Annotated in this window: 12 protein-coding genes; 3 read left to right on the top strand and 9 right to left on the bottom strand. The window is 63.5% G+C overall.

Annotation, left to right across the window (positions count from 1 at the left end; genetic code table 11):
• Positions 1-63: 63 nt before the first annotated feature.
• Positions 64-3,243 (top strand): DEAD/DEAH box helicase, encoded by a 3,180-nt coding sequence (locus CV023_RS09320; protein ID WP_230745214.1) that lies wholly within the window; start codon positions 64-66, stop codon positions 3,241-3,243.
• Between the two features lie 7 nt (positions 3,244-3,250).
• Here the strand turns inward: CV023_RS09320 and CV023_RS09325 are convergent, their stop codons facing one another.
• From CV023_RS09325 to CV023_RS09350, 6 genes are all read right to left on the bottom strand, one after another.
• Positions 3,251-4,420, bottom strand: a complete 1,170-nt coding sequence (locus tag CV023_RS09325) for a DUF4041 domain-containing protein (RefSeq protein ID WP_230745215.1) — start codon at positions 4,418-4,420, stop codon at positions 3,251-3,253.
• A 233-nt stretch (positions 4,421-4,653) separates the two neighbouring features.
• Positions 4,654-5,916, bottom strand: a complete 1,263-nt coding sequence (locus CV023_RS09330; protein WP_230745216.1) for a hypothetical protein — start codon at positions 5,914-5,916, stop codon at positions 4,654-4,656.
• Positions 5,917-6,369: 453 nt separating this feature from the next.
• Positions 6,370-6,840, bottom strand: a complete 471-nt coding sequence (locus CV023_RS09335) for an XRE family transcriptional regulator (protein ID WP_230745217.1) — start codon at positions 6,838-6,840, stop codon at positions 6,370-6,372.
• Between the two features lie 184 nt (positions 6,841-7,024).
• The gene (locus CV023_RS09340; protein WP_230745218.1) at positions 7,025-8,038 is read right to left on the bottom strand and encodes a cation diffusion facilitator family transporter; all 1,014 of its coding nucleotides are present in this window, start codon (positions 8,036-8,038) and stop codon (positions 7,025-7,027) included.
• A 46-nt stretch (positions 8,039-8,084) separates the two neighbouring features.
• A complete protein-coding gene (locus CV023_RS09345) occupies positions 8,085-8,663 on the bottom strand; it encodes a YdeI/OmpD-associated family protein (RefSeq protein ID WP_230745219.1) in 579 nt (192 codons plus the stop codon).
• The gene (locus CV023_RS09350) at positions 8,660-9,622 is read right to left on the bottom strand and encodes a helix-turn-helix transcriptional regulator (RefSeq protein ID WP_230745220.1); all 963 of its coding nucleotides are present in this window, start codon (positions 9,620-9,622) and stop codon (positions 8,660-8,662) included. The genes CV023_RS09345 and CV023_RS09350 overlap by 4 nt, the downstream gene beginning before the upstream one ends.
• A gap of 120 nt (positions 9,623-9,742) precedes the next feature.
• Here CV023_RS09350 and CV023_RS09355 point away from each other — a divergent pair, with 120 nt between their 5' ends.
• On the top strand, positions 9,743-10,201 hold the full coding sequence (locus CV023_RS09355; RefSeq protein WP_230745221.1) for a VOC family protein: 459 nt from the start codon (positions 9,743-9,745) through the stop codon (positions 10,199-10,201).
• Here the strand turns inward: CV023_RS09355 and CV023_RS09360 are convergent.
• Positions 10,186-10,506 (bottom strand): CHY zinc finger protein, encoded by a 321-nt coding sequence (locus CV023_RS09360; RefSeq protein ID WP_230745222.1) that lies wholly within the window; start codon positions 10,504-10,506, stop codon positions 10,186-10,188. The two genes, CV023_RS09355 and CV023_RS09360, sit on opposite strands and share 16 nt — an antisense overlap.
• 103 nt (positions 10,507-10,609) lie before the next feature.
• Between CV023_RS09360 and CV023_RS09365 the strand changes: the two genes are divergently transcribed.
• Positions 10,610-11,656 carry a DUF2891 family protein gene (locus tag CV023_RS09365; protein WP_230745223.1) on the top strand — a complete coding sequence of 349 codons (1,047 nt, stop codon included), beginning with the start codon at positions 10,610-10,612 and terminating at the stop codon, positions 11,654-11,656.
• A gap of 54 nt (positions 11,657-11,710) precedes the next feature.
• On the opposite strand, the gene CV023_RS09370 is transcribed toward CV023_RS09365, so the two are convergent.
• Entirely contained in the window at positions 11,711-13,231 is a 1,521-nt protein-coding gene (locus CV023_RS09370) for an aspartate ammonia-lyase (RefSeq protein ID WP_230745224.1), read from the bottom strand.
• Positions 13,231-14,523: a flavin-containing monooxygenase gene (locus tag CV023_RS09375; protein ID WP_230745225.1), complete on the bottom strand. Its 1,293-nt coding sequence runs from the start codon at positions 14,521-14,523 to the stop codon at positions 13,231-13,233. The genes CV023_RS09370 and CV023_RS09375 overlap by 1 nt, the downstream gene beginning before the upstream one ends.
• Between the last annotated feature and the right edge of the window lie 94 nt (positions 14,524-14,617).

Consider the following 14,617-nt stretch of genomic DNA (forward strand, 5'->3'; position numbering starts at 1 on the left):
TCAACCGGAGTTCGCTGTTGCGGTTTCGCCGCCGGTGTCAGTTGCCAGTGAGAGGATGGTGTGGTGTACGAGAACCGACCACACGCCGCCAGGAAGAACAAACAGAGCCTCGCCGCAGAGAAACGAACCGCCGCGACCGGCGGCACCGGCATCTCCACCGACTGGCGTGAGGCCTTCGCTCCCCTCGCCGAGGCGGTTCCCCAGCAGCACACGCCCGTGGCCTTGGGCTTCGAGCTCGTCGAGATCGTCGCCCGCACCTGGTTCGAGCCGAAGCACACGAATCTCCTCGACAGCCACGAGGTCACCCCCGGGGCGAATCCCGCCCTGGCGATTCGCCCTCTCCTGCTCAGCGAATCCGGCAACTGGGTGAAGAAGTCCCTGACCTGGCGCACCATCGACCGCATGGCCCGCCAGTTCGACGTCGACCCCCGCCACCAGGAATGGTTCAATCAACTCGCCGGGCTGCGCACCAGAGACAAGACCGACTTCACTCCCGACGGGGCGCCGTACAACCTCGGCGATTTCCACACTCCTCTGCTCTGGGAGCTCTTCGAACAGGGCCGGCACCTCGGGATCGAATTCGTCGGCGTCAATCAGGGCATGGACGTGCGCATCGGCCGCCGGGCGAAGGGCCTCATCGACGTCGGCCGAGTACAGGGTCAGCTGCGTGTACAGCCGCGGACGACGATCGACGAACGCGAGTTCGCTCCGGGCCTGGTCAAACCCATCTGGACGCACGGATTCTTCGGCGTCGACGTCCGATCCGGATTCAGTGTCACACTGGCGCCGGCGGAGAAGCCGACGACCACCTCGGCGCTGCTCGTGTTCTCCTCCCCCGGACCGATCACGATCCCAGCGGCGGAGACCGAGGAGTTCTTCGAGGAGTACTACCCCCAGCTGCGCACCAGCGCCGAGGTGGTCAGCAGCGACGACTCCGTGACGTTCCCGCAGTACCGCGAGCCCCGGCTCGTCCTCTTCCTCACCTACGCCGGCATCGATGACCTCAGCGTGCGCTGGTACTGGGAGTATTCGGGCCCGCGGCGCACCTATCCGATCGCCGCTCCCGGCAGAGCCGGCAATGCGGGGAGCTCGCCGGCCAAGACAGGGACCTCAGCAGGCAGAGTCGGCACCGCCTCGGCGAACGGACTCCGCGATCCCGAGCACGAAGCCGCCGTCCTCGGAGAGGTCAACCAAGTGCTGGCCGATACCTATGAGACCGGCTCGCGGCTGCGCTCCCCCATCGACACCGAACTGCGTGATGCCGACACTGCGGACTTCGTCGTCAACGTCCTTCCCGGGCTGACCGAGATCGCCCACCTCAAGGTCATCGAGCGCGGGAAGAAGCAGCCCTACCGGGAGCTCGGGGGCGAACCGAACGTCAAGATCACCACGGTCGAATCGGAGAAGAACGACTGGTTCGACCTCGGTTTCCAGATCACCGTCGACGGCCACGCGGTCCCGTTCGTCAAGCTCTACAAGGCTTTGGCTGCGGGGACGAAGAAGATCAAACTCGCCGACGACACCTTCCTGTCCCTGCATAAACCCGTCTTCGACCGTCTCAAAGCCCTCCTCGCCGAGGCGGACCTCATCCCCGAATGGGAACCCGAATCCCCGAAGATCTCGCGCCTGCACGTGGGCCTGTGGTCCGAGTTCGAAGACCTCGCCGACGAGTCCGAACCGGCTGTGACCTGGCGCGAATCCGCGCAGGCCCTGGCCGATCTCGAGCACCTGCCGGCAACCGAGGTGCCCGAGTTGGGCGGGGCCCGGATGCGGCCCTACCAAGTCCAGGGATTCCGCTGGTTGGCACTGCTCTACCGGTGCCGCCTCGGCGGAGTCCTCGCCGACGACATGGGTCTCGGGAAGACCTTGCAGACCCTCGCACTCATCCAGCACGCGCGGTCCGAACACGCGCAGGCCGAACACGCGACCTCCACACCGGGCGATTCGTCTTCGGCACCGACCGAGCCGCTGCCGCCCTTCCTCGTCGTCGCCCCCACCTCGGTGGTCCCGAACTGGGTGAAAGAAGCCGCGAAATTCACCCCCGACCTCGACGTCCGTGTCGTGACCGAGTCGACGAAGAAGAGGAAGACGACCCTCGCCGAGGTGGTCGCCGGAGCCGATGTCATCGTCCTCTCCTACGCGATGCTCAGGCTCGAGGAGGAGCCCATTTCAGAGTTGGAGTGGGCCGGCCTCATCCTCGACGAAGCCCAGTTCGTCAAGAACAGCTCTTCGCAGGCTCACCAGGCGGCGCTGGCGGTCAACGCTCCTTTCCGTCTGGCGCTGACCGGGACTCCGCTGGAGAATTCGCTGCGCGACCTGTGGTCGCTCTTCGCCATCACCGCGCCCGGTCTCTTCCCTTCGGCGCATCGCTTCGACGACGAGTACGTGCGGCCCATCGAAGGCGGGGAGAATCCGGGCCGGATGCTGCGATTGCAGCGACGGATCCGCCCGTTCATGATGCGCCGGTCGAAGGACCTCGTGGCCGCCGATCTGCCCGAGAAGCAGGAGCAGGTCATCACCGTCGAGCTCAGCGCCGCACACCGGAAGCTCTACGATCGGGTGCTGCAGAAGGAGCGGAAGAAGATCCTCGGCTTCATCGACAGCGACTACGACAAGCAGCGGTTCATCGTCTTCCGGTCTCTCACGCTGCTGCGCATGCTCGCGCTCGACCCGAGCATCGTCGATGCCGAACACGCTGAGGTTCCTTCGTCCAAGCTGACCGCGATGCTCGAACGCCTCGACGATGTCCTCGCCGAAGAGCACCGGTCGATCATCTTCAGCCAGTTCACCTCGTTCCTGTCCCATGTCGCCGCGGAGCTCGATCGCCGAGGCGTCCCCTATGTCGTCCTCGACGGTTCCACCCGCAATCGCGGGCGGGTCGTCGAGGAGTTCCGCACGGGGGTCGCGCCCGTGTTCCTCATCAGCCTCAAGGCCGGCGGGTTCGGTCTCAACCTCACCGAGGCTGACTACGTCTTCCTCATGGATCCGTGGTGGAACCCCGCCTCGGAGAATCAGGCCATCGACCGAGCGCATCGGATCGGGCAGACGAAGAACGTCATGGTCTACCGGTATGTCACCGAGGGCACGATCGAGGAGAAGGTGCTCGCCCTGCAGAAGCGCAAGGCCGAGCTCTTCGACTCACTCATGACCGAGGGCGGCACCTTCGCCGGCCGCGGACCCTCCGGCCAGGCGTTCAGCCAGACCGTCACGGCCGAGGACATCAAGGGGCTACTTGGAGGGTAGGTGCCCCCTATCCCCTTAGTTCGCGCGGACGTGCCGGCCACTTGGACCATGACTGTCTGAATTCCGCAGCCTCCGCGGTATCGGTGAATTCCAGCATGTTCCCGACACGCTCCATCAGAACTAGTCTTACCTCCTCAGGAGTCGCAAAGAAGAACTCTTTTCTGGGGTTCGCCTGGTTCAAAGCACGATCAGCGAAGAGTTTGTGGAGTTCGTTTTCAAGGGTCACTGCGTCCTCTGAGAAAAACAGAGTATGCGTATCAAATCGGAACGGGACAGAAGCGCCGCTCAGTTCGGAAATCCGCTCAGATGGCTCAAGCCTCCGCGTCAAACCGATCTTCACCACGCCTCGACCGAATGCGCCCTCATTCGAGATCACGTAGATGTAGCCAGCTCTGATATTTGCTGCCCGGAAGTCATTGTGCTCGATTGCTTCGTCAATGACCGCTAGGCGCTCATTCAATGCATCATCGGCCTGCCCCTGTTCCTGAAGAATACGTAAAGTATTCGTCAGGTGGGTCTTCTCTTTGTCGAGACGCTTGCGCTCTTCTTCAAGTTCCTGTTGAACCTTCCGCTCTTCCCGGAGACGCTGTCGTTCTTCCCTTGCCTCCTCGCGCTCTTCCTGCTTTTTCATCAGCCAGTCAGCGGTCAGCTCAACCTCGTGCACGCGAAGGTCGTGGTACTGGTCACCGATCTGCATCTCCATCAATGCACCCAGTTTGGTGATGGCATTTCGGGTTGCTTCGAGCCTCCGAAGTGCCGTTCGAAGATTTCCTGCCCTGAGTGATCGGATCACATTGTCAGCTTCGGCATTGTAGGCGCGCAGCATGAGCCTCCCCAGATCACTGGAGAGCTTCTTCCCCTGCGCCAAGGAATTGTTGAACGTAAACAGTTCTGAACGGGTTATCGCCCTTTTGCTCTTTACCAGGGCAGCAATTTGGCTTTCAATCTCGCGAAGCCGTTCTTTGTATGCAGCTGCTGACTCGAGTGGGTGATGATACCGGTAAATACCAACGTCTTGGAGCACCTCTTGGTCGTTCAGCTCAACTAGGTCGGTTGACCGCGAATGGAGTTGCTGCTTGAGCCCCAAGTTTTCGGCAGCGAGAGATTCCAATTCCGCCTGCAGGTCTGGCACCGAGACCGGAGGGCTACTTGGGCGCGGCGGAACTTGATCGCTCACCGGCTCTGACCCGATGTGCCTTGTCGTCTCACTACTTTCAGTACCTACGTGTGAATCTGCGGCATTATCGCTGGACTCGATTGAGGCACCCTGGTCTTCAGCGATCCATAGTTGCCAGCCTGGAGGCGGTGGCGGCCATGCAGGATCCGGAGCCCACGATGCGGGTGGCCACCATCCCTTCGGCGGCGCGGGCCAGCCTGGAGGGGGATTAAAAATCAATCCACCGTCATCTGTCATTTAGTTGCCCGTATGCCATCGACGTCAACAGGAACGAGACCCACAGGATTCTTAGAAACCGTAGCGCCGAGATACTCCAGGGTTGCCGCAGGAACTACTGCCGACAGTTCCAGGGAGTTGAAAGTTTCGCGGCCAGCTGCCACTGCCGCCAACGGCACAAACTCGTTTCTCCCGGTCGCTGGATTCAGGGTCTCAGTCGCCACCACAAGTGAGATGGCTTGGATCAGCTCTCGCCGGTCACCTTCGAATACTTCATGCAAGGTACGTAGCGCCAGCGAGTGGACTATCCCCGTGTACCGATCTTTGATGGCCTTCTGTGAAAGCGATGTCGTTGTAAGTTCGTCTGAGGTCTTCACATAGCGGTAGTTCTTGACAGTTTGGATCTCCGACGGACCAGGAATCAACACCTGCATGGTCAGCTCAGCAGTATTGGGGTCGAATTTGGACGAGTGTTCGACGTTGAACCCTTCGGGGTATGAAGAGTTCGTCAGGATGAGAGAGATGTACTCTTCGACTCGTTCAGGGACGCCGTAACTGAGTTCTGAGATGAACTCGTCCAATTCAGCGTTGAGTTTGTCGACTTCGTTCTGTCGGCTCTCGCACTCCTGCTTATACAACTGCAGAGCAGTCTCTAGCCGTGCAACTCTTGTTGCCTCTGCTTCTTCATATTCTCGCTCTTGCGCTTCCCGTCGCGCCGGCAGACTAGCAACTTCACGCTGCCAGCGATCAAAATCTGCCGAGTACTGTATCTCCACTTCCATCTGGGCCTTTGCATGCTTTTTCTTGCGCCCAAACAGTCCTTTTGGCTTCGGTACTTCAGCCCTTTCAGGCCATGCGGGGTCTGGGATTGGCGTTGGCCGTTGCAACGGCTGACGCAAGTCTTCGCGCTCGAACGGTGGATGTTCCACCTTCATTCGGAAGGTTTCAAGATCAATATAGTCATCGACGGGCAACGTCGCAGCTAGGATGCCGTCGAGCTCCGCGTAGGTTGCCGCCAGTTCGTCGTTGAGCCTTTCGACCTCTGCTTGACGTGAAGCCACATAAGCTGCGGCTGCTTCTCGCTCCAGTCGCTTCTTTTCAGCTGCTGTTGCCTTTGCAGCCGCAACTCTCGCACACTCTTGCTCTCGCTGCGCCTGTTCTAGTCGCCTATTCGCCGCGGCGCGTTCACGTTCTCGTGCACGCTGCCGCTGGTTCTCTTGCTGTGCTTGAATGCGCATCTGTCGCTGGACCTCAGCAACAAAGCCTCTGCGTCGAGCCATTGCCATTTCCTCCTACTGTAAGAGCCTCAGACTATCCAACTAGTCAGATTTCAGAAAATGGTTTCTAAATGACGGACTTACTATCGATACCTCGCGCCAAAGCCAGCACGAAATAGGTGGCCGACCAACTGACCACAACTTCTGAAGAGTGCCTCTTTCTTGCCGTTCCGACCCCACGCCGCAGCTATGTCTCCACGCTCCACGACGACGGTTGCGTAACCAGTCGGGGAGCAGACCACGGGACAGCTAGATTTCATCTCACCTAGGTTCGCGAAACCAGTGAAGGGGCTTCCGTTCTAAGTCGTAAAGCAGCTCGCAAGCCCTCTTAGTCACTATTCAGCAGGTTTCGATTCAATTGAAGAACCCTTCGGGTGTGCATCCTCCATGCACCGCAATGATTTGGCTGCCTCTGAGCGGCAGCGAGGCTCCATAAGGACTCATTTCGTGGAAGCCCTACAACGGAACGGCCTCCTCGGCTGCTGTCCATCCAGGAGGAAAGGGCTTCGTGTCGACGATGACGTCTGCGGGAAAACCGGTGATCTGGCGAACGCAATCAACGAAATTGGCGATGTCGAACGCGGTCGTTCCCTTGCCCGGAGTGACGAGAAGGTCAATATCACTGTCGAATCCGTCATCACCCAGGGCGACCGAACCGAATATCCGGACGTTGCGCAGATCCCGCCGGGCAGCCTCCTGACGGATCTCTGCGTAGCAACGTTTCAGGGCGACATTGGGCCGATAGTCCGCGGCCTGCAACACGCGCTCGAGCATGTCCGGATCGACACTCAGCACACCCGATTCCATCTCGGCAATGACGCTCTCGGCGAGGTCAGCTCGACGAGCGAGCTCAGCTTGGGAGATATCAAAATCGAGCCGCGCTTCGCGGATGAGAGCGCCGGGGTTGTGCGTGCGGAAACGTCCCATACGAACGAATATAGTCTGGTGTAACGGTAGCGACCATGCCCTAGGGCCCTACTTTCCGAACATTTACTTTAGGCACCCTAAAGTAAATATTCCCCTCGCGATCATGGGCTTATCCCCGCTTAACAAGCCGTAACGGCGCTACCCACTTCGGCGATCACGACCACCGCCCCAGCAAACGACCCAGTCACGACAGCTGTTCGGGGCCCGTGTCGGTGCTGCCGAACTTGAGAGGCTCCCGCCCCGGGGCCGAGGGAGTGAGCACGACCTCCTGGATCATTCGCAGCCTCTCGAGCTCGACCTCGGCCTCTCGCAGGCGTACGGCGAGCGCGCTCTCCCGGTCATCGCCGGTGAGGTCGACGGCCGCGACGACGTAGACGCGACCGGCGCCGACGAACTCGATGTGGAGGTAGGAGACGCTGGCGATCGCTGGGTTCTCAAGCATTGAGGCGAGGAGGTCATCGCGCACCGCGGGGCTGACGGTCTCGCCGACGAGGAATCGGCGGTTGCGGTCCATGAGGACGACGGCGACGATGCCGAGGAGCACTCCGACGAGGATCGACCCGATCGCGTCGAAGGCGGCGATGCCGGTGATCTGGTGGAGTGCCATGGCGAGCAGGGCGATGGCGATGCCGATGAGCGCCGCGGCATCCTCGGCGAACACCGCGCGCAGGGTCGGGTTCGATCCGTTCATCACGTAGTCGACGGTGTGGCGGCGCAGCACGAGGGCGCGGCCCCGGGCCTGCCTCACCGACTGGATGAAGGAGAAGCCCTCGAAGAGCGCCGAGACGCCGAGGGCGATATAGCCGACGAGGTAGCTGGTCTCGGATTCGTCGGCGGTCAGCGACTGGATGCCGTGCCAGATCGACACGGCCGAGCCGACGGAGAAGAGCCCGAAGGCGGCGAACATCGACCACACATATGCCTCGCGTCCGTGCCCGAGCGGGTGCTCGGCATCGGCGGGCTTCCCGCCACGGCGCTCGGCGATGATGAGGAAGATCTCGTTGCCGGTGTCGGCCCAGGAGTGCGCAGCTTCGGCGACCATCGCCGCAGACCCGGTGAGCACGGCTGCCACCGTCTTGGCGATGGCCACGAGCAGGTTCGCGACGAAGGCGATGATGACCGTGAGCAGACTGTCCCCACCGGAATCCGTCGACTCTGCAGAGTGCTCCTTCGTGTCGGCGCGGTCGTGCTCGTCCATGGCTGTTCCTCTCGCGCGGTCGTCTGGGGTGTCACTCGGTCCCAGCTTACGACCGCGATGCCCGCAGCAGGCGGTCGACGAGTCGAGTGATGGTTCGGGCGCGGGCCTCGTCGCTGCGTGCGGTGAGGATCGGCAGCATCGCCTGGAACCGCTGTGCTCGGGTGAGGGCATCGAACGCCGCCGAGGCGGCAGGCGCCTCGGCGAGGGTCGTGGCCAGATCCTCGGGGACCGTCACCTGCGACTGTCCGAGGTAAGCGCGGTCCCAGCGGCCATCGGCCTGCGCCGCCGCCACCTCGGCGCGGCCGCGTTCACGCAGTCGCCCAGCGGACTCGAGGCGCTCGATGATGTCGACGTTGCGCTGTGACCAGGTCGATCGCGGTCGGCGGGGCGTGAACCGTTGGACGTAGCTCGTGTCATCGAACCGGCGGCGCTGCCCGTCGATCCATCCGCTGCACAGTGCCTCCTCCAGAGCATCCTGGTAGTTCAGCGAGGTCGGCGTGGTGACCCCCTTCTTCGCAAGCAGCACCCCCACACCGTCGCTGGAGTGATCATTGGCCATCAGCCAGTCGTGCCAGGCGTCGAGGTCGGCGACGATGAGCGGTGTCTCCGGGGTGGTGTCGGTCATCGGTGGGACCTCCTCAGTCGGTTCTCCAGGGTTCTCGCCGCATCGATCAGCTCACTGGGCCCGTGGATCCGGAAGTCGCGGTCGAGTCGGAGCACATGGGCGAGCAGGCCGGTCCACGACCATGAGCCGAGGGTGGCCCGAGACGTTTCCTCGGTGAGCGCCTCGACGTGGGCGTCGTGGAGCCAGCGGGCCACCTCGGCGGCGGGGGCGTCGATGTCGAGAGTCCCGATGCACGGCCACCGGTCTTCGGTGTCCGAGCCTTTGAACCGGGCCTCGAGCAACGCCGTCGCACCGCCGTCCGGCAGTTCCCGCGGCCGGAAGCGCGGTCCGGTCGGGATGCGCGGGGTGATCCGGTCGACGCGGAAGATCCGCCAGTCCTCGGCGTCGAGGTCCCAGCCGAGCAGGTACCAGCGGCCGGAGCGGGCGATGATGTCGTGCGGTTCGACCCGCCGAGGCGGTCGGCTCGTTGCTGTTCCGTCTGCACTCCCGGAGGCGTGGTCGAAGCGCAGCACCATGGTTTCGCGCACGGCGGTGCTGATCGTCTCGATGACGCTCGGGTCGGCATGGTCGTCCCCGTCGGTGGTCGTGAAGGCCAGGTGGTCGATCCGTGTGCGCAGTCGGGCCGGGAGGAGCTGACGGATCGTCGCGAGCGCACGGTCGGCCGCCTCGTCGACTGCGACTCCGGTCTGCGGGGAGTTCTGCAGCGCGATCGCGATGGCCACGGCCTGCTCGTCGTCGAATCTCAGCGGGGGCAGTTCGGAGCCGGCTTCGAGTCGGTAGCCTCCGTCGGGTCCTTTGAGGGTGCGGATCCGGTAGCCGAGTTCGCGCAGCCGGTCGACGTCGCGGCGCACGGTGCGTGTGGTCACGTCGAGGCGTTCGGCGAGGACGGCACCGGACCAGTCCCGCCGCACCTGCAGCAGCGAGAGCAGGTCGAGCATGCGTGACGAGGGTCCGGTCATGGTTTCAATTGTGCCGCAGGTAGAGGACAGGATCTGTCCTCTACGGCTGTGAGAGTGAGCCTCGGCGGCGCTCAGGCCGCCGTTGACACGATGCAGGCGACTGCACGGAGAGGAACACTCATGACCATCTCGACGACCACTCATCTCAACTTCACCGGCACCGCGCGTGCCGCCCTCGACTTCTATCGGGAGGTCTTCGGCGGCGAGGTGCAGGCGACCACCTACGGTCAGCTCGGCGCACCGGAGGGCTCCCCGGACGCCGATCGGATCGTCTTCGGCAGCCTCACCTCGGCGAGCGGTTTCACCGTCATGGCCTATGACATCCCCGGCAGCTCTCCCGCCGAGGCGGCGCCCGCGCCGGGTGCCCGTCGCGAGCGGGGGATGACGATCACCGACCGGCCGTTCTTCCTCTCGGTGCGCGGTGAGACCCTCGCCGAGGTGGCCGCGTACTGGGAGGGGCTGAGCGCGGGGGCCGCGATCATCGAGCCGCTCACCGCCTCCGAATGGAGCTCCGGCTTCGGCATGCTCACTGACCGGTTCGGCGTCACCTGGGTGGTGGACGTTCAGCCGGCGAAGTAGAGATCCGAGTGCGCCGCGCAGCGGGGATTGAAGGGTGCAGTGCATTCCGGGCAGGCGTCGACGCGTTTGTACGTCTCGATCGTCAGTTCGGTCCGGCACATTCCGCAGAGGATGGCGGGCTGGTCCCATTGATCGCGGGGCCATTGTTCGGCCGGGTGGTCGGCGCATTCGGAGTGGCAGTGGTGGCACGGGTAGTACCTGTCGCAGCAGGCGAAGCGGATCGCGATGATGTCGAGTTCGGTCGAATAGTGCTCACACCGGGTGTGCTCGTCAACGGTCTTGCCGTAGACGCGGACGTCTGACATCGCGGTTCGCCTCCTTCCCGGTGGTTGAGTCTCTGCGCTTCCAGCCTAGCGGTCTGCCAGGGTCGTCCGAGTAGAGTGGGGACCCCCGAGCCGAAGAGGACCCATGACATCCCCCGACGATTTCGTTCACCCATTCGCCGAGGTGGCCCTGGCCAACATCACCCGTGACTACCCGTTTGCGGCTCATCACACGGCGAACAGCCTCGCCGACATCGTGCCGGCTGTCGAGAAGAATCCCGCGTTCGCGAATTCCTATGACTGGCATTCGAGCGTGCACATGCACTACCTGTTGGCGTCCCTGCTCGGCACCGAGGCGGGACGTCAGGCTTCGTGGCGGGATGAGGCCATCGAGGTGCTCACCTCGCATCTGAGCGAGGTGAATATGCTCGCCGAGGCGGATTTCCTCCGTGGCAATCCGTCGTGGGAGCGCCCGTACGGGTGGGCGTGGGCGGTCGAGATCAATCGCGCTTTGCACGCAAGTGATGTTCCGGAGCTGCGCGGGTTGGCCGAGCACACGCAGGTGCTCGCCGATACGGTCTTCACCCTCGTCAGCGACTGGCTGCCGAGGGTCGCCGAACCGGTGCGGCATGGGGTGCACTCGAACACGGCGTTCGCGCTGCGGCGCATACTCATCGCGGCCAGAGCTGCGGACCGCCACGATGTCGTCGATACGATCGCCGGTGCCGCGCGTCGCTTCTTCGCCGAGGACCAGGCGTGGAACTTCCACCAGGAACGCAGCGGTCACGACTTCCTCTCCCCCGGGCTGTGCGAGGCCGACCTCATGGCCGTCCTGCTCACCGAAGATGAGCTCGCCGTCTGGCTGCCCGGCTTCCTCTCTGAACTCTCGCCCGAGTCACCGGCGCTGACCCCGGTCGAGGTTCTCGATCCCACCGACGGTCAGCAGAGTCACCTCTATGGTCTGGGGTTGTCAGTCGCGGCATCGGTCATGCGGTTGGCACCGCGACTGCAGCGCATCGGCGAGGCCGGCGGAGAGGGCTCCCCTGGTCTGGCCGATCAGGCCAAAGGCATGCTCACCCGCGTCGACAGGCTCATGGCGCCAGGACTCGAGGCCGCCGTGTCGGACGAGTACATGTCCTCGCACTGGGTGGCGACGTTCGCGTGGGAGGCGCTGGCGCTCAAGTCGAGCTGATGCACCCCGGAATCTCGCGGCTTGCGCGAACTCCTGGGGAACACCGAACCCATCTCACTCGGCAGATGACGCCCCAGGAGCCGCAGGCACCACCGGAATCTCCGAGGTCATCTCATCGCGGGGAACAGCCTCGGTGCTCTCGGCTGAGTTCTCGACACTATGATCGGCGGGCAATCCGGTCAGGCGCTCCGGCTTGAGGATCTCCTTGAGCTGGGCTCTGTCGAGGAGCCCCTGCGCCACCACCAGATCGGAGATCGGCTCATTCGTCGCCAGTGCCTGCTTGGCCAGCTGCGCGGCCGGCGCGTAGCCGATGACCGGGGCGAGCGCGGTGATGACGGTGACGGAACGGGCCACGGTGTCCTCAAGCGCCGCCTCGTTGGCGGTGATGCCGTTGACGCAGTTGATGCGGAAGGTCTGGCACGCGCGTTCGAGCCACGTGATCGACTGGAACAGCGAGTGGGCGATGACCGGTTCGAAGGCGTTGAGCTGCAGCTGGCCGGCCTCGACGGCCATCGACACGGTGACATCGGCTCCGGCGACCGAGTAGGCGACCTGGGAGACGGCCTCGGGAATCACCGGGTTGACCTTGCCGGGCATGATCGAGGACCCCGCCTGACGGGCAGGCAGGTTGATCTCACCGAGACCCGCCTGCGGCCCCGAGGACAGCAGGCGCAGATCGTTGGCGATCTTCGACATCTTCAGCGCACTGCGCTTGAGCGCCCCGGAGAAGGTGATGAAGGCACCGGTGTCCGAGGTCGATTCGACGAGATCGCCGGCGGTGACGAGCTCAAGCCCGGTGATGGCACGCAGGTGTTCGATCACCGCTTCCTTGTACCCGACCGGTGCGTTGATCGCCGTGCCGATGGCCGTGGCACCCATGTTGACCTCGCCGAGGAGAGCGACGGCCTCTTCGAGACGCTGCACATCCTCGCGCAGAGTGGTGGCGAAGGCCGTGAACTCCTGCCCCAGGGTCATCGGCACCGCGTCCTGGAGCTGCGTCCGACCGACCTTGATGATGTGTGAGAATTCCCGTCCCTTGGCAGCGAAGGCATCGGCGAGGAGCGTAAGTTCGCTCAGCAGATTCTGCAGCGAGAAGGCCAGCGCGATCTTGATCGCCGTCGGGTAGGTGTCGTTCGTGGACTGGCTGTGGTTCGTATGATCATTGGGGTTGATGAACGAATAGTCGCCCTTCGCATGACCCGCGATCTCGAGGGCACGGTTCGTGATCACCTCGTTGGCGTTCATGTTCGTCGAGGTGCCCGCGCCGCCCTGGATGACGCCGACCGTGAATTGGTCGTGGAGCTTGCCGCCCTTGATCTCCTCACAGGCGGCATCGATGAGGTTCGCCCGCTGTTCGTCGAGCGCGCCGATCTCCAGGTTCGCCCGTGCCGCCGCCTGCTTCACGCAGGCGAAGGCACGAACGAAGTCCGGGTAGACGGAGACCGGCCTGCGCGCGATCGGGAAGTTCTCGCCTGCTCGGGCCGTGTGCACACCCCAATACGCTGACGTCGGGATCTCGAGGCTCCCGATTGAGTCCGTTTCCGTGCGGGTGGGTGCTAAAGAGCTGTCGGTCATCACGATGCTGCTGAGGCGAGCGCGGTCTGGTGGTCCGGCTCATAGTCGCGGTACTTCCGCTGGATCTCGATCTGGTCGGCGAGGTATTTCGCGTCGTGCCACACTCCCCAGATGAAGCTCGAGCCGCGACGAGACAGCCACGGCAGGCCGAGGAAGTACATACCGGGAACCGGGGTGACGCCACGCTGCTGAACCGGGTAGCCGCGCTCGTCGAGGACACCGTCGACGGCCAGCCAGGAGTAGTCGACACCGAATCCGGTCGCCCAGATCACGGTTCGCACGTCGGCCTCGGCGAGGTCGAGTTCGAGGATCGGGTCGGACACGCACTCGGGATCGGCACCGAGCTCATGGGCTTCGGGCTCCGGAGGAAGGTCGAGCCCATTGCGTTCGATGTACTCATCGGCCTCACGCAGCAGGGACAGATAGTTGTCATCACCGCGGGCGATGTTCGCCGCCAGGTCGGAACCGATCTGCAGCTTGCCGTCCGCATAGGAATTCGCCCGGCCCAGCAGTGTGATCCCCGAGGCCGCGAGATTGCGGAAGTCCACGGTGTGTCCGCCTTCGGCACCGCTGACGGCGATGGTGACGTGATCGGCTCCGACGGGAGGGGCGGCCAGATCCCATTTGCCCAAGGCTCCGAGCCACCAGCAGAAGTCGCGGTTGCGGTAGGCGCGCGGCGGGCGATCGTGGGGTCCCACTGCCAGGTAGACCTTCTTGCCGGCCTTCTGGATCTCGGCGGCGATCTGCACACCCGACGATCCTGCGCCGACGACGAGCACGGCGCCTTCGTCGAGCTGCGCGGGATTCTTGTACGAGTTCGAGTGGATCTGAGTGATCCCCGAGCTTTCGTCAATGATCGTCGGAATGACCGGAGTCTGGAACGGACCCGTCGCGGCGACGACATAGTCAGCCGCAATGGAGCCCTGATCGGTCTCGACGAGGTAACCTCGGGCGTTCTCGCGTTCGGTCACTGAAGTCACGGTGACCCCGGTGCGCACCGGCAGATCGTTGCGTTCGACCAAGGTCCGGAAGTACTCGGCGACCTGGTCCTTGGTGGCGAACCCATCGGGGTCGACGCCGTCGAACTCCTGCGTGGGGAACCGATCGTGCCAGGCCGGCCCGTTGGCGACGAGGGAGTCCCAGCGCCGAGACTGCCATGCCTCGGCGATCCGATTCTTCTCCAGGACGATGTGCGGCACCCCTCTGGACTGAAGATGCTCGCTCATTGCGATTCCGGCTTGGCCCGCGCCGATGATGACGACTTCGGTGGTCTCAGTTTCCTTGCCCGGCATGGGACACTCCTGTTCTCGAAAACCGCGTCTGATAAGCAGATACGGCACTTGCGTCTTTGCTCGTGGGGCGATGGTGCGCCTCGCCCTCTCGTGT

Source organism: Brevibacterium sp. CCUG 69071 (assembly GCF_021023135.1).
In the GTDB taxonomy this organism is placed as follows: Bacteria; Actinomycetota; Actinomycetes; order Actinomycetales; family Brevibacteriaceae; genus Brevibacterium.

What these genes read in the sequence shown, in the direction of transcription:
- CV023_RS09330 (WP_230745216.1), bottom strand. Translation starts at nt 5,916, where the DNA reads ATGGCTCGACGCAGAGGCTTTGTTGCTGAGGTCCAGCGACAGATGCGC.
- CV023_RS09335 (WP_230745217.1), bottom strand. Translation starts at nt 6,840, where the DNA reads ATGGGACGTTTCCGCACGCACAACCCCGGCGCTCTCATCCGCGAAGCG.
- CV023_RS09340 (WP_230745218.1), bottom strand. Translation starts at nt 8,038, where the DNA reads ATGGACGAGCACGACCGCGCCGACACGAAGGAGCACTCTGCAGAGTCG.
- CV023_RS09345 (WP_230745219.1), bottom strand. Translation starts at nt 8,663, where the DNA reads ATGACCGACACCACCCCGGAGACACCGCTCATCGTCGCCGACCTCGAC.
- CV023_RS09350 (WP_230745220.1), bottom strand. Translation starts at nt 9,622, where the DNA reads ATGACCGGACCCTCGTCACGCATGCTCGACCTGCTCTCGCTGCTGCAG.
- CV023_RS09355 (WP_230745221.1), top strand. Translation starts at nt 9,743, where the DNA reads ATGACCATCTCGACGACCACTCATCTCAACTTCACCGGCACCGCGCGT.
- CV023_RS09360 (WP_230745222.1), bottom strand. Translation starts at nt 10,506, where the DNA reads ATGTCAGACGTCCGCGTCTACGGCAAGACCGTTGACGAGCACACCCGG.
- CV023_RS09365 (WP_230745223.1), top strand. Translation starts at nt 10,610, where the DNA reads ATGACATCCCCCGACGATTTCGTTCACCCATTCGCCGAGGTGGCCCTG.
- CV023_RS09370 (WP_230745224.1), bottom strand. Translation starts at nt 13,231, where the DNA reads ATGACCGACAGCTCTTTAGCACCCACCCGCACGGAAACGGACTCAATC.
- CV023_RS09375 (WP_230745225.1), bottom strand. Translation starts at nt 14,523, where the DNA reads ATGCCGGGCAAGGAAACTGAGACCACCGAAGTCGTCATCATCGGCGCG.